Annotated in this window: 13 protein-coding genes; 9 read left to right on the forward strand and 4 right to left on the reverse strand. The window is 60.0% G+C overall.

Annotated elements, in window-relative coordinates; translation table 11 throughout:
• The first annotated feature begins 41 nt into the window (after window positions 1-41).
• From L2D14_18095 to L2D14_18115, 5 genes are all read left to right on the forward strand, one after another.
• Window positions 42-1,229: an LbtU family siderophore porin gene (locus tag L2D14_18095; GenBank protein WNJ99757.1), complete on the forward strand. Its 1,188-nt coding sequence runs from the start codon at window positions 42-44 to the stop codon at window positions 1,227-1,229.
• Window positions 1,230-1,261: 32 nt separating this feature from the next.
• Complete coding sequence (locus L2D14_18100) at window positions 1,262-2,527, forward strand: imelysin family protein (protein WNJ99758.1); 1,266 nt, start codon at window positions 1,262-1,264, stop codon at window positions 2,525-2,527.
• A gap of 63 nt (window positions 2,528-2,590) precedes the next feature.
• On the forward strand, window positions 2,591-4,072 hold the full coding sequence (locus tag L2D14_18105; protein WNJ99759.1) for a di-heme oxidoredictase family protein: 1,482 nt from the start codon (window positions 2,591-2,593) through the stop codon (window positions 4,070-4,072).
• Window positions 4,072-5,097, forward strand: a complete 1,026-nt coding sequence (locus tag L2D14_18110) for an imelysin family protein (protein ID WNJ99760.1) — start codon at window positions 4,072-4,074, stop codon at window positions 5,095-5,097. Before L2D14_18105 ends, L2D14_18110 begins: the two co-directional genes overlap by 1 nt.
• Before the next feature lie 4 nt (window positions 5,098-5,101).
• Window positions 5,102-6,232 (forward strand): DUF1513 domain-containing protein, encoded by a 1,131-nt coding sequence (locus L2D14_18115; GenBank protein ID WNJ99761.1) that lies wholly within the window; start codon window positions 5,102-5,104, stop codon window positions 6,230-6,232.
• A gap of 56 nt (window positions 6,233-6,288) precedes the next feature.
• Here L2D14_18115 and L2D14_18120 read toward each other — a convergent pair whose 3' ends face one another.
• Window positions 6,289-7,209: an SMP-30/gluconolactonase/LRE family protein gene (locus L2D14_18120; GenBank protein ID WNJ99762.1), complete on the reverse strand. Its 921-nt coding sequence runs from the start codon at window positions 7,207-7,209 to the stop codon at window positions 6,289-6,291.
• A 123-nt stretch (window positions 7,210-7,332) separates the two neighbouring features.
• Here L2D14_18120 and L2D14_18125 point away from each other — a divergent pair, with 123 nt between their 5' ends.
• The 3 genes from L2D14_18125 to ettA all read left to right on the forward strand — a co-directional run bounded on the left by L2D14_18125 (window position 7,333) and on the right by ettA (window position 10,669).
• A complete protein-coding gene (locus L2D14_18125) occupies window positions 7,333-8,259 on the forward strand; it encodes an aldo/keto reductase (GenBank protein WNJ99763.1) in 927 nt (308 codons plus the stop codon).
• 3 nt (window positions 8,260-8,262) lie between these two features.
• Window positions 8,263-8,907 carry a DUF6064 family protein gene (locus L2D14_18130; GenBank protein ID WNJ99764.1) on the forward strand — a complete coding sequence of 215 codons (645 nt, stop codon included), beginning with the start codon at window positions 8,263-8,265 and terminating at the stop codon, window positions 8,905-8,907.
• 82 nt (window positions 8,908-8,989) lie between these two features.
• Window positions 8,990-10,669 carry an energy-dependent translational throttle protein EttA gene (ettA, locus tag L2D14_18135; protein ID WNJ99765.1) on the forward strand — a complete coding sequence of 560 codons (1,680 nt, stop codon included), beginning with the start codon at window positions 8,990-8,992 and terminating at the stop codon, window positions 10,667-10,669.
• 185 nt (window positions 10,670-10,854) lie between these two features.
• Here the strand turns inward: ettA and L2D14_18140 are convergent, their stop codons facing one another.
• From L2D14_18140 to L2D14_18150, 3 genes are all read right to left on the reverse strand, one after another.
• Entirely contained in the window at window positions 10,855-11,457 is a 603-nt protein-coding gene (locus L2D14_18140) for a 2OG-Fe(II) oxygenase (protein ID WNJ99766.1), read from the reverse strand.
• A 93-nt stretch (window positions 11,458-11,550) separates the two neighbouring features.
• The gene (locus L2D14_18145) at window positions 11,551-12,171 is read right to left on the reverse strand and encodes a cyclic nucleotide-binding domain-containing protein (GenBank protein WNJ99767.1); all 621 of its coding nucleotides are present in this window, start codon (window positions 12,169-12,171) and stop codon (window positions 11,551-11,553) included.
• Between the two features lie 187 nt (window positions 12,172-12,358).
• A complete protein-coding gene (locus L2D14_18150) occupies window positions 12,359-13,249 on the reverse strand; it encodes a DMT family transporter (GenBank protein WNJ99768.1) in 891 nt (296 codons plus the stop codon).
• Window positions 13,250-13,702: 453 nt separating this feature from the next.
• Between L2D14_18150 and L2D14_18155 the strand changes: the two genes are divergently transcribed.
• Complete coding sequence (locus L2D14_18155; protein WNJ99769.1) at window positions 13,703-15,430, forward strand: hypothetical protein; 1,728 nt, start codon at window positions 13,703-13,705, stop codon at window positions 15,428-15,430.
• The last annotated feature ends 3 nt before the right edge of the window (window positions 15,431-15,433 follow it).

Here is a 15,433-nt window from a genome sequence, read left to right on the forward strand (position 1 = left end):
CCAAGAACGACCAACCGAAGAAAGACGAGGAGAACGAAAAGATGAAGCCTTTAACGCGCACATTCCTGGGAAGCGCGCTTTGCGTGAGTGTATTCACGCTCGTCCTGGCATCGCCTGCATCTGCCCAGGAACCGAAACTCGGCGACCTGATCAAGCTAATCGAAAAACAGCAGCAGCAGATCAATTCCCTGCGGTCCCGTCTTGAGGCGACGGAAGGCAAAGCCGAACAGGCCGCTGCCAAAGCCGATGAAGCCGCCGCCAAGCCGTCGATCCTCGACAAGGTAACGTTGGGCGGCGTTGCCGAGGTTGAGATGACCAATACCGAAGCCTACAGCGGTGCCGATACCAGCGACATCACCCTGGCCAAGGTCGAGTTCTTCGTCGATACCCAGCCGCACGAGTACCTCGCGACGCATGTGCAGATGCTCTACGAGGATGACGGCACAGAGACCATCTCTCTCGACGAGGCGTTTGCGACCCTCGGTAACACCGAACAGTTCCCGCTCTATCTGCAGGCCGGCAAATGGGCCGGTCCGTTCGGCGGTTTCGATACCGCCATGAGCACCGATCCGCTGACCAAGAATCTGGGTGAAACCAAGGAAGCCTCGATCCTTCTCGGTGCGGCGAAGGGTGGGTTCGCGCTGGAAGGGTTCATCTATAACGGCGACACCCAGAAAACCGGCGAAAGCAACAGGATCGATCAGTTCGGCTCCGCCCTCAGCTATGGCGGGGAAAACGGCGGCGTCGCCTTCAACGGCGGCATTGCCTACCTCAACAACATGGCGGATTCCGATGGCCTGACGACGGCGCTCGGCACTAATGCTACCGCTATCAACAGTTATGTCTCAGGGTTCGAGGCGCATGGCGATGTCACGTTCTCCGGCATGACGCTGCTGGGCGGATACATGACGGCCCTGAAATCCTTCCAGAGCGGCGAAGTCGCCTTTAACGGACAAGGTGCGAAGCCCGTCGCCTGGAACCTCGAAGCTGCCTACACGCTGCCGGTCATGGGCAAGGAAACGACCTTCGCCGCGACCGCACAGGGTACCAAGGAAGCACTCGCCCTGGGTCTGCCTGAAACCCGGTACGGCGCCGCCGTCACCGTCGCCATCGTCGATCATTTCTCGATCACCGGCGAATACCTGCATGACGAGGACTACGCGGTATCCGACGGCGGCACCGGCAACAGTGGCCACACGGCGACGCTGAAGCTTGCTGCCGAATACTGAGGTCCCAAAAAAGACAACTGAGGAAAATGACAATGTTCAGAAAACTTACCCTGGCGGCGACGGTGTTCCTGACACTGCCCGCCTCCGGCGCCCTGGCGTCGGACGCAAAAGCCATAGCCATGACTTACGCAGACATTGCGCACGCCATGTACGCAGACTCGCTGGCAACATCGGAAACACTGCGGAGCGCCGTCGGCAAACTCGCCGCAAGCCCCGGCGAGACGACACTGCTGGCGGCACGGGCGGCTTGGCTGGCGGCCCGCAAACCTTATCAGCAGACGGAGGGTTTCCGTTTCGCCAACCCGGCCGTTGATGACTGGGAAGGCAAGGTCAACGCCTGGCCGCTGGATGAGGGCCTGATCGATTACGTCGACGCCTCATACGGGACCAGCGCCGACGCCAACCCCTATTACACCGCCAACGTCATTGCGCACCCGAACCTGTCGATTGCCGGCAGGAATATCGATGCAAAGATGATCACCCCGGCGCTGTTGCGCGACACGCTTCAGGAACTTGACGGCATCGAAGCCAATGTCGCGACCGGCTATCACGCCATCGAATTCCTGCTTTGGGGGCAGGACCTGAACGGCACCGGCCCCGGTGCCGGCAAGCGTCCGGCGACGGATTTCGACAACGCGAACTGCACCGGCGGCAATTGCGATCGCCGCGTTCAGTACCTGACGGCGGCGACCGACCTTCTGGTCGATGATCTGGCGGGAATGGTCGCGAAATGGGCGGAAGGCGGCGAGGCACGCACCCGTGTGACCGACGACCCGGCACTGGCCATCAGCGCGGTCATTCAGGGGCTGGGCAGCCTTTCCTATGGCGAGTTGGCTGGCGAGCGCATCAAACTCGGCCTGATGCTGCATGACCCCGAAGAAGAACACGACTGCTTTTCCGACAACACCCACAACTCTCACTACTATGATCAGCTTGGGATGGTGGCGATTTATAACGGCCGTTATGTGCGCATTGACGGCAGTGTCGTCGAAGGTCCGGGCGTCGCTTCGCTGGTTGCCGCAAAGAATGCCTCTGTCGCCGCCATGATCGAAGGCGCGATGCAGAATGCGTCACAGAAAATGGCGATCATGAAAGCCAAAGCCGACAGCCGCACCATGGCTTATGACCAGATGCTGGGTGAAGGCAATGCCGAGGGCAACGCGATCATTCAGGCCGTTGTCGACGGTCTGGTGGCGCAGGCCAAGGCCATCGAGAAAGCGGCGCCGGCACTTGGCGTGCAGGCGCTTGCTTTGGAAAGATCGGACAGTCTCGATAATCCGAATGCTGTCTTTAAATAACAACTGGCGGGTACGGTGCGGGCAGCATGCTGTTCGCACCGCACATTCTCAAGAGAGCACGATATGACCCATACCCGAACATTCGCCAGTGCAGCGCTGGCGGCCCTGCTTCTGGCCACGACCGGCGCATATGCCGCCAACGAAGCCGAAATCCTGAAACCGGCGACGTCGTTCGCTGCCCCTGAGAAATTCGAAGCCATGTCTGCTGGCGCGGCAACGGTACGCCCGCGCGCCAATGCGGATGCCTTCTCGCAAAGCTCGGCGAACCTGACCCTTGAACAGGAAATGCGTTTCAAGATCGGTAACGGTTTCTTCAAGCGGCTGTGGGTTTCCGCCCCATCCTCGACGCAGTCCTCGGACGGGCTCGGCCCGCTGTTCAACGCGCGCTCCTGCCAGCGCTGCCACCTCAAGGACGGGCGCGGACATCCGCCGGAAAGCAACAATGCCCCCGCCGTTTCCATGTTTCTGCGTCTGTCGATTCCGCCCCGGGGCGACGCCGACAGGAAACTTTTGGACGAACACCGCGTCAATGTCATCAACGAGCCAACATACGGCGGGCAGTTTCAGGATTTCGCGGTCCAGGGCATCGACCCCGAAGGCCACATGCACATCACGTACACCGAACAGCACGTGAAACTCGCCGACGGCACCGTTATCAATTTGCGGAAACCCGAATACAGCGTCACCGATCTGAAATACGGGCCGATGCACCCCGACACCATGCTGTCGCCCCGGGTCGCGCCGCAGATGATCGGCCTCGGCCTGATCGAAATGATCGCGGCAGATGACATCCTCGCCCACGCCGATCCCGACGACGCCGATAATGACGGCATTTCCGGCCGCGCCAATCTGGTCTGGGACAATGAAAGCGGCAAGGTCGTGCTTGGCCGCTTTGGCTGGAAAGCCGGCAATCCGTCCATTCGCCAGCAGTCCGGCGGCGCTTTTGCCGGCGACATCGGTATTTCCAATCCAGAGGCAAGCCGGCCCTGGGGCGACTGTACTTTGGCGCAGACGCCCTGTCGCGAGGCACCGCACGGCGCGAGCGCGCAAGACAAGAACCTCGAGGCGGACGAGGACGTCCTGCAGCTTGTCACGCACTATTCCCGAAATCTGGCGGTGCCCATGCGTCGTGACGTCGGCAAGAAGGACGTGCTCAAAGGCAAGCGCATATTCTATGAAAGCGGCTGCATCTCGTGCCACATACCGAAATACATTACCCGAACGGAACCGTCCCGGCCCGAGCATTCGCACCAGTTGATCTGGCCATATACGGATCTTCTTTTGCACGACATGGGCGACGGCCTGGCCGACCATCGGCCCGAAGGCGCCGCCGACGGATACGAATGGCGCACGCCGCCGTTATGGGGCATTGGTTTGACGAAAACCGTCAGCGGGCATACGTATTTCCTGCATGACGGACGCGCGCGAAATCTTCTCGAAGCGATTCTGTGGCACGGTGGTGAGGCCGAAGCCGCAAAGAACAATGTTCGCGAACTGTCCGCCGAAGACCGCGACGCATTGATCAAATTTCTGGAGTCACTCTGATGGGCAAAAGCCTGATCACAGCTTTATTCTTCGGTGCCGTCCTGTTGCCGTCTCTGTCCGCTCAGGCCACTCAGCCCGATTACGCAGCGATACGCACAGCGATTTATAATAATCAGATTGAACCCGGGTATGCACATTTCGCGGAAAGGGCCCATGTGCTTGAATACGAGACCACAGTGCACTGCAAGAACATCCATGAAGCACCCGACATGCTGGCCATCCGCACAGCGTTTCACGACGCCATGGATGCCTGGCAGGCCGTACAGCATTTCCGCCACGGCGCAGTTGCCATGGACGACCGTCATGCACGGTTGCAGTTCTGGCCCGACAAGCGCGGCGTCACGGAACGGCATTTGCGGAAGCTTCTGGCGGAACCGGCCTCTCCCGGCCTTGCGCAGGGAATCGCCGGGGCCAGCGTTGCGTTGCAGGGCTTTCCGGCGCTGGAAAGGCTGCTGTTCGATGACGCACCGTTGTCCCAGCATCTTGTCGGCGGCGAAAAAGCGGTCCGTTGCCGGGTTGCCGAGGCGATCACGCACAATATCGCCGGCATTGCCGCCGTACTGAAGGCGGAAAGCGGCGGAACGGACGGAGACGCAAAGATCGACATCGCCAACACGGTGAACGATCTCGTCACTGCGCTGGAATTCATTCAATCCGTGAAATTAAAGCAGCCGGCCGGCACGAAACGCCCCCGGCCGTTGCAGCTTGAAAACTGGCTGAGCGGCCGCAGCCTGAAAAATGTCGAAGTCAACATCCGTGCATTGCGCGAGCTTTATAAACTGCTGTACGCCGATGCGCCGGATGACGATCCCCAACACAAGCTGATCCTCGATCAATTCGACGAAGCCGAGGACGCCATCCGCGCCATGGGGGAAAACGGCAAGGTGCTGTTGAGCGAAGAGCTCGGCCCGGTTCGCTTTCGCGCCCTGGCCGGAACGCTGGCATCGCTGCGCGAGTTGATTGCGGAAAGCCTGCCCGAAACCTTGCAGGTCAACCTCGGCTTCAACAATCTGGACGGCGATTGATTGAATGTCGAAATCAACCCTGAGCCCGCCTGTTTCCAGGCGCACCTTTACGGCGTCGATGCTGGCGCTCGGCTTCGGGGCATTCCTGCCCCGGACTGTCCGAGCCGCGGCAAATTCAGGTTTTCTTGCCACCGGCTATGACAAGCTCCGCGCCCAGCACATGGTTTCGCGGATCGGTCCGGACTTCGTCATCCGCTGGGACCTGCCCCTGCCGGGCCGCGGCCACGGCTCGACCGTGCGCCCGCATTCGAACGAGGGTCTTGTCGTCGCCCGCCGCCCCGGCAGGTTTGCCATCGTTTTCGATATTGATGAGGGGCGCGAACGCCACCGCCTGTCACCTGCCGCCGGGCGGCACTTTTATGGTCACGGCATCTACAGCCCCGACGGCAAGACGTTGTGGATGACGGAAAACAATTTCGACAACGGGCAAGGCGTGATCGGTGTTTACGATGCCGCCAACGGCTATGTCCGAACCGGCGAGTTCCCGAGCGGCGGAATCGGCCCGCATCAGTTACTTCTCACACCCGGCGGTCGCACGCTCGCGGTTGCCAACGGCGGCATCCTGACGCACCCCGACAATGGCAGGGAGAAGCTCAACATCGATACCATGCGGCCGTCACTTGCCTATATCGACGCCCGCAACGGCACGATCTCGAACCAAATCTTCTTCTCCAAAGACCGCCTGCAGAAACTCAGCATCCGCCATATCGCCCTGACCGCCGACGGCAGCGTCTGCGTCGGGTGCCAGGATCAGCTCAGCGACGGGCGGAAACTACCCCTCGTCTATCTCCACAACGGCCAAGACAGCCGCCTTGCCGCCCTGCCCATGCCGCAGAACATTCTGAGCCGTTTCAACGGCTATTGCGGATCGGTCGTTTTCGATACGCCGGGCCGCACACTTGCGGTCTCGTCGCCGAGGGGCGGCCTGGTCGGTTTCTGGCGGCTGCCCGATGGAAAATGGCAGGGCCATGTGGAACTGGCGGACGGTTGCGCTCTCGCCCCGTCAGCCGGCGGGATGGTGGTGTCCAGCGGCAACGGAACGATTGAGACCCTGAGCACCGCATTTCTGCCAATAAACGCCGAACGTCATGCGTTCCGCAGGTGGGACAATCACATGACGCCCATCGCCGGCTGATATGATGATGTAGCGGTCTCTGAAAGCCGACACCTGATCTAAGGTATCGCGCCCCGTCAGCCCGTGTGGCTGTACATCCGCCGCCCCGGCACCGGCATCTTCGCGCGTGCGATCACACCCGCGTCCGATACCGTAATGAACAGCTCGTCGTTGTTCACCCCACCGAAAGCCAGGTTCGTCGTGGTGCGGCCGATATGGCGGCAGTCGACGGTCAGGATGTCCTCGCCGTGTTCGTCAAAGGCATAAATCCGCCCCCGGCTGGCGTGACAGACATAAAGATTCCCGCGTTCGTCCAGCGCCATGCCGTCCGGCCCGATGACCCCCGCCGGCAGACGTGCGAACAGGCCGACCTTGTTCGGGCCTTCCGGATACAGCGGCACGCGCCAGACAGCAGCGGCACGAGTCATGGCGACGTACAGCACCTTGTCCTCGAGACCGGTGACGAGACCATTCGGGCTCGGCCCGTTCGAGATCAGGCGTTCCAGCACTTCGTTGCCGTCCGGGCGCACGCGATAGACGCGCCCGCTCGGGTCGTGCAGGCCGGTCGTGCCCTGATCGGTGAAATACAGCGTGCCGTCGGCGCCGAAGAACAAATCGTTGCAGCCCTTGAAGCCCTCGCTTCGGTTCGAACCGAAGCGATCACGCACATCGCCCGTCTTCGGATCGAGGATGATAATGCCGCGCTTATAATCGGCGATCTGGATGGTGCCGTCGGGCATCACCCGCAAGCCGTTCGGCCAGCCGCCGTAATCGGCCCCGACCGACCATTCCCCCGATGGCGTGACCCGGAAAATACGTCCCCACGGAATATCGACGCACCACAGATTACCGCCCCTGTCGAACGACGGTCCTTCAAGAAACGACGGCACGTCTGCGCCCGGCTTGTTGGCATTCACCCAGTCGGACGGCTGTCCGAAAACCCGATGCTCTTCAGGCATTGCCGAAAAAACTTCGGCGCGAATTTCTGTGACGCTCATGAATGCTTCTCCCTGTCGGCCGTTGTCAGGCGCTAGAAAACCCGCACCCGGGGACGAACGCAAGCCTCGAAATATGGCGCTACACTTCCTATCTTTCAGAAGAAGCAACCGTGGAGACCGCAGATGTCATGCCTCCATATCGACCGCCGCCGCTTTATGGGCCTTGCTGCCGCTGGTGCCGCACTTGGTGCGGGCGGCCTGCCGGCGTTCGCCGCCGGCCCTGACATCCTGACAAAACCGATCCCGCGCACGGGCGAGCGCATTCCCGCCATCGGCATGGGCACGTGGATCACGTTCAACGTCGGTGAAGACCGGCGCTTGCGCGATGCACGCACAAAGGTGCTGGCCCGATTCTTCGAGATGGGCGGCGGGATGATCGATTCCTCGCCCATGTACGGCTCGTCCGAGGAAGTGGTCGGCTATGCCCTGGAACAACTGAATACCCCGAGCACCCTGTTTTCGGCGACCAAGGTATGGACACCGTCAACCCTGCATGGCCGCGAGCAGATTGAAAACGCACGGCGGCTTTGGGGCGTACAGCGTTTCGATCTTTATCAGGTGCACAATCTGCTGAACTGGGAAGCACACCTAGAAACGCTGCGTGCGGAAAAGGTCGCCGGCCGGGTCCGCTACATCGGCATCACCACCTCGCACGGCATGCGGCACAGCGGCATGGAAGACATCATGAAAACGCAAGACATCGACTTCGTGCAGCTCACATACAATGCCGTCGACCGCGAGGCCGAAGACCGGCTTTTGCCGTTGGCCACCGAGCGAGGCATCGCCGTGATCTGCAACCGGCCGTACCGGCGCAAACAACTGATCGATTTCGTGCAGGATCACCCGTTGCCCGCATGGGCAGCGGACGCGGGTGCCGCCAACTGGCCCGAGTTCCTGCTGAAGTTCATCATTTCACACCCCGCTGTCACCTGCGCCATTCCCGCAACATCCAGCGTCGAACACATGAGCGAGAATATGAACGCCATGCGCGGGCCGCTGCCGGATACCAAAACGCGCCGGCGCATGGCCGACTATGTGGCAGGCTTATAGACCATGGACCGGCTGATCCCGTTTTCGCCTGATGTCTATGTCGGTATGTTCGGCCGCTACAACGAAACGTACTGGCCGGCCTTGCTCGTCGCCGTCGCTCTCGGCGGTGTCTTGCTGTATTGCCTGAAGCGCGCCGACAGTTCCGCCGGACGGATACTGGCCTTGATCGTCGGCACATTCTGGATCTGGACCGGCTGGGCATTTCATATTGAAACCTATGCCGATCTGAACTGGGCCGCCGTGCCGTTCGGCGTACTGTTCATTGTGCAAGGGTTGCTGAGCGTGCTTTGGGGGGGGCTGCTCGGGCGTTTCGAGATCATCGCCGGGCGCACCCGCTCGCACGAGATCGGTGTCGTGCTCCTGTTCGCCGCACTCGTCCTGCCCCCCCTGTTGACGTTCTTCATGCATATGCCGATCGAAACAACGCACGGTTTCGCCATCACACCGGCGACGGTCGCGCTGATCAACGTTGCCGTCCTGTTCACGGTGTATGGCCGGGCTTCGTTATGGCTGCTCGCCTGGCCGATGCTATGGAGTGCCTGGGATCTGGCGTCCGCCGCGACGATGGATCTCTGGCGCGATGCGGCCCTGCCTGCGCTGGCGCTGGCGGCGTCGGTGTTTCTGATCCTGTCGCGAACGCGCCGCTGAACACTTACAGGCGTTGCCTAATGCGGCCGAAAACGATATCACAACGCCAAATCCAGACACGTTTTCAAGGGGCAGACCGCAGATGGCCAGTTATCAGTATTCGTATGTCATGCAGGGCGTTTCCAAGACGTTCCCGGGCGGCAAGGAAATCCTCAAGAACATCACCCTTTCGTTTCTCCCGGACGCCAAGATCGGCGTACTCGGCCCGAACGGTGCCGGGAAATCGACACTGATGAAGATCATGGCCGGGATCGATACCGAATTCACCGGCGAAGCCTGGGCCGCCAAGGGCGTGCGCGTCGGTTATCTGGAACAGGAACCACACCTCGACCCGACCAAGACCGTCGGCGAAAACGTGACGGACGGCCTCGGCGGCGTGAAAGATCTGCTCGACCGCTTCAACGAAATCTCCGCCAAGTTCGCCGAACCGATGGACGACGATGAAATGAACGCCGTCATCGCCGAACAGGCCGAACTGCAGGAACAGATCGATGCCGTCGACGGCTGGGATCTGGACCGCACCGTCGAGATCGCCATGGACGCGCTTCGCTGCCCGCCCGCCGACAGTGCCGTCGACAAACTGTCGGGTGGCGAACGCCGCCGTGTCGCGCTGTGCCGGCTTCTGCTGCAAAAGCCGGAAATGCTGTTGCTCGATGAGCCGACCAACCACCTGGATGCGGAATCCGTGGCGTGGTTACAGCACCACCTTTCGGCCTATGCCGGGACCGTCGTCATGGTGACGCACGACCGTTATTTCCTCGATAACGTCACGGGCTGGATACTCGAAATCGACCGCGGCCGCGGCATTCCGTATGAAGGCAATTACTCGTCCTGGCTGGAACAGAAACAGAAACGCCTGGCCCAGGAAGAACGTGAAGAATCTGCCCGCCAGCGTACGCTGTCGGAAGAACTTGAATGGATTCGTCAGAGCCCCCGTGCCCGCCAAGCGAAGTCCAAGGCGCGTATCACCGCGTACGAGGATTTGCTGGCCAAGTCACAGGACATCGCACCGGGTTCGGCACAGATCGTCATACCCGCCGCGCCGCGTCTCGGCGGACTGGTGATAGAAGCCAGCGACCTTCGCAAGGGCTTCGGCAATCATCTTCTGATCGATGCCCTTTCATTCAAAATCCCGCCCGGCGCCATCGTTGGGATCATCGGGCCGAACGGTGCCGGCAAGACGACGCTGTTCAAGCTGATCACCGAGCAGGAAAAACCCGACGGCGGCGACATCCGCATCGGTGATACGGTCAAACTCGGCTATGTCGATCAGTCGCGGGATGCCTTGAACGACAACAAGACGGTGTGGGAGGAAATCTCCGGCGGTCTCGACGAGATCGACCTCGGCAAACGCAAGATGCAGTCCCGCGCCTATGTCGCACAGTTCAACTTCAAGGGCGGCGACCAGCAAAAGAAAGTCGGACAACTCTCAGGCGGTGAACGCAACCGCGTGCATCTGGCGAACATGCTCAAATCCGGCGCCAACGTCCTCATGCTCGATGAGCCGACCAACGATCTGGATATCGACACGCTGCGTGCGCTCGAAGAAGCCATCGCCGATTTCGCCGGCTGCGTACTGATCACGTCGCACGATCGCTGGTTCCTCGACCGTCTGGCGACGCACATTCTCGCCTTCGAAGGCGACAGCCACGTCGAATGGTTCGAGGGCAACTACGAGGATTACGAAGCCGACAAGAAACGTCGCCTCGGCGACGACGCACTCGAACCGCACCGCATCAAGTACAAGCCGCTGACGAGATAGGCTTTCTCGTCACCTTGGTGACAATCAGGGTTCCGGACATTTGGATTGACGCTTGCCGCGCTGAATTCAGGCAGGAACCTAAATTCGCGGAGGCAAGTGCGGGAATGACAGATCCGTTTATGCAACTGTCGCTACCCCCGGCTTCGCAACCGAAACACGGCGCGGCTTATTCAGGTACAAGCCGATCAGATGAAGTCCGGGCCGTGTATCCAGGTTACCAGTGAAAGCCTATTTCCTGACACCACCGGAGCCACGCAGTGCAGCGTATGCGCCGGGAACACGATCATCGCCCCCTGATCGACGGGGGCCTGAAAGGGATGCCCGTCGGCGTTCAGTTCGAGTTCGCCGCCCACATATTCTTCCGGATCGGTCAGCTGTACGGACAAGGTCAACTTGCGCCGCCCGGCGACAGCGCCACGGCCACGGTCGATATGCCAGTTGTAATAGTGACCGGGGCCGTAACACGCGAGCTGCAGCTGTTCTTCAAAACCGTCGATCACGTATCGGAAAACATCCCGGTTGGCGTCACCCGCCAAACGGGTCATGCGTTGCACCACCCATTCAAACGCGTCCTCTTCCGGCAACCACACGAGGGCCGACTGGCGCACTTTCTGGTCGAATCGTCCCGCGACCAACCCGCCCTCTTGAGCATCCAATTCCTGAAATGCAGCCTTTAGGCGTTCACATTCATAGCGTGAGAAAGCATCCTCGATGACGACCCAATGGCGCGGCGGTTTCCCGCCACCCGGACCGGGCGGAACCTGAGAAGCCGTTGTTGTTTGAGACATTCAAAGCGCCTGCATCAGCCTGCATCACTATTGCACACGCTTCCTATAGGCTCATTTGCAGAGCTTGGATAGATGGAAAGATGTGGGACGTATTCACGCAGGCGCCGCCGGGATTGCGCGATTGGATGTCTGCGCATTTTCGAGCAGGCGCGCGACCATCATTTTCGTCACATAGAGACCGAATTCCGGATTTTCAGCATACAGCTGGAGCGTTTTATCTTCGGTAATGCGCATCAGTTTACAGTCTGTCTCGCACTTGATTGTTTGTGTCCGGGTCTTGTCCGGCGCGAACATGGCGATCTCACCGACGAGCTGGCCGGCTTGTATCTGAAGATTGAGTTCCTCGATCCGCAATGTGCCATCCATCAGATAAAAAATGTCTCTCGCGTTGTCCCCACGCTGAAAGAGAAAGCTACCGACGCTTCGCTCGACCGGTGACATAAAAGGGAGCAACGATCCGGGATCAAAAGCCGAATGCGCCATTTCGTGCAGCCGCTTTCTAAGCATCACCGCCTGGTATAACCGGAACAGGTTCAGCGGCAACAGCGAACCATGCAGCAGGATGATATTCCCAAGCTCTGAATTGATCCCATAACCTAAGTACAAAGCATTGCCGGCAAGGGCGACGAGCCGAAGCGGTATGATCGTTTTCATCCAGAACGTGACAAACACTGCGCCTGAAGCGATGTACCCCAGAATTTCCAACCAACTCATTATTGTACCCTGCTTAAGTCTCTGTTCGACGCCGTTTATGTATACTGATTACTATATTATGCAAAGCCTGACACCCCACCCGAAAGGGTCTGCCGTGGTCCTTGAATTTAAAATAGTGCTAAGCCGTCGACGGCACTGTTAAAACCGCCTCCGGCGGCCTCTCCCGAGGCATAGGTATCCCGCTATCCTATTTTGGCGTGCTTTTGAGGGTATTGCGGCGCATCGTATAGAGCGTACTGGCGACGATGATCCCGGCACCTGACAGGGTCCAGACGGTCGGCGTCTCGGCAAAGAAAACGATCCCGATGATCCCGGCATAGAGCAGGCGTACGTATTCCATCGGCGCAATTGCCGCTGCCTCCCCGACCTTCAGAGCCTGGATGAACATCCATTGCATCAGCGACATCAACGAGCCGATCATGACGATAAAAATCATTTCATCGATGCTCGGCATGATCCACTGGATATAGGCCGGGATAGCCATGACAAGGGTAATAGTGACGGAATGAAAGACCAGGATGGTCGACGGTTTATCGATTTGTGACAGCTTGCGCAGAATGATCTGAACGGCGGACACGAACAGAGCCGAGGTGACCGCCATCAGGGCATAGATATTAATATTGTCCGGGTCGGGCCGGATGATCACCAGCACGCCGACAAAGCCGATGATGATGCTGGTCCACCGGCGCAGGCCGATGACCTCGTTCAGGAATATGATGGCCAGAATGGTGGTGAACAGGATGCGTGCAAAGGAAATCGCCGTCACTTCGGCGAGCGGCATGTTGACGACCGCGGAAAACCCTAGATACATGGCGAAGATCGAGAGCGACGCACGCAGGAAATGCATGCCATAAATGTTGGACTTGAACACCGTTGCACGGTTTTTGAAAATCACCGGAGAGATGATGATCAGTACCAGGATCTGACGCACGAACAGGATTTCTATGACCGGAATCGTCTGGCCCACCTGCTTGATCAGAGAAGACATGATCACGGAAACCAGTGACGCGATCAGAACGATGATCGAGCCGCGAATGTTGCCGGACAGCGCCTGCCAGCGTTGAAAATAGTTTTGCATATTGCGTCATTACTGCCGGATGCCGGCTCGAAACGAGCCGAACTGAAAATTGATTTACTGAATATCTCCCACAGATTTGAGGAACCGGCAACGGCCGGGAAAAATTCAGATCTTTTTGTCGCCTTACGCGGGCGTCTATTAACCCCACAATGCCGCTTCACTTTGGGCGTATCTAGAGCAAGCCGCCCGCGTGCTGCCGGGAGAGGTCTGGTATTGCTGAACGCAGCGCCCTGTATAGCTCGCATCCGCATCTAAGCGCTGAAGTGATGCATGGCTGAATCACCAAAATTCTGCTAAAATGTTCCTGTCAAAGCGGACGAGGCCCTTGCCATGGCCCGAAATCAGATACTCCCGGTGTTGATTCTTTCGGTTGCGTGTCTCTACACAGTCAAAGTCTCGGCACAGGTCCTTCCCGATACCGCCGCCAACCGGGCGCGGGGGGTGGTCGGGTGCGTGCAAAGCTCAAGCGGAATCACATGCGGCAACAGTGGCAGCCGCAGTGGCGGCGCAAGCGCCTATTACCAGCATCAGCAATTCATGAACCAGATGATGGCGAACACGATGCAGGGCCTGATGAGCAATTTCTGGGCCGGGTATCAACGGGGCCTTGAGCTGCGCCGGCGGCGGCAGGCGGCCCTCAACCTCAATAACGCGGGCATCGCCTATGCCAACAAGGGCAACTGGACGGCCGCCGTCAGCAGTTTCCAAAACGCGCTCGGGTATTCCGATGATCCCGTGATCCGCAAGAATCTGGCCTGGGCCGAGGACGAGCGCTCCGGCCGTGCCGAGGCGCGCCGCCAAGCGGAACGCGAACGTCACCAGCGGATCAATCAGATCATCGGCCGCCTGTCCGATAAGCTGAAGGCCCCGGCCACGGCACCGGCCGCCACAGGCGCGAAAAACGAGCTCGACTTTCTGACGCCGAAGGGAACCGCCTTTTTCGGCCAGGGTGGGGAGGCCCCGCCGCCGGTCGATTTACGCGACCAGACGCCCGATGAAAATGGCCTGGCGTTCATCCGGCCGGGTGGACAAGACGCCGCGCCAGCCCCACGCCCGAGCCCTGGCCCGGAACCCGATCCCGCACCCGGAGCGTCCAGAACCGGGGACCTTCAGGTGGCGAACAACGAAGGCGAGCTGCAATTCCTGTCCCCGGACGCGGTGATCGGCGACGTTCCTGCGGCGGCCCCCGCAAATGCTTCGGCACACCCGGACGCGGCAAGCCCCATGGCGGCCATGCTGCTCGATGCGCTGGCCTTCGGCGGCCGGGACTGGGACAAGAGCCGGGGCTATCTGCGCGGATTGCAAAAGCGCTATCCCAAAGACGAGAATATCTCGGACGCGATTGACGAACTCGACCGGATCCGCGCACTCACCAAAACCCACGACGACCGGCCGCCGCCGCCAACGCCTCATGTCGCCGAGCTCGAAGAGAAGGGTCGCCAACTGATCCGCGAAGGCAAATTCCTCGACGCGCGCGGCGTTCTGGGCCGCGCCTATTGGGAGGACCCTTCGCAAGCCGAAATCGGCGAGCTTCTGCAAGCGACTCATCTGATTTTGGTCAAAGAAGCCGATGCGTACAAAAACCAGGCCCGCGATGCCGTACGGCGCGGCAGTTACGCAGAAGCGGAAATGTTGCTGCGGGCAGCCGGAAAACGCGCACCCAATGACGGCGCGGTCCCGGTGCGACTCAGCGCGATCCGCACGTTCGATCCGCACGATGAAGCCATGATGCGCCTTGTATCCGGCCGCGAGAGCGACCTGCCGATCAAGCCCATGATGCTGGTGCGCGACGCCGACACGTTAACGGCAGCGCGGGACTACCCGGCGGCCCTGCAGAAGCTCGACGAGGCCGCCCGTTTAGCGCCGGACGACCGGGGTCTGCGCGCGCAATACTTCAAGACACGGGGGCTTCTCGACGCCGAGCAAAAGACGTTTGGTCAGGGCTACGCAAACCTTGAGCAGAACCATCCTTACGGCATTCGATCGGATAACGCGCCGAGGCAGGTCAGCGCCACGACCGCGCAACTGATCGATCATGCCGACAAGGCGCTACTGGCGGGCGACATACAGACCGCCATCGCCGACGCCCGCGAGGCGCAGATGTACGAACCCGGCAACGCCGGGCTTGTGGACTACATCAACTATCTTCAGGGATTGATGGATTTCTCATCGGCGCGATAGCCG

It is taken from the genome of Thalassospiraceae bacterium LMO-JJ14 (genome assembly GCA_021555105.2).
GTDB lineage: Bacteria > Pseudomonadota > Alphaproteobacteria > Rhodospirillales > Casp-alpha2 > UBA4479.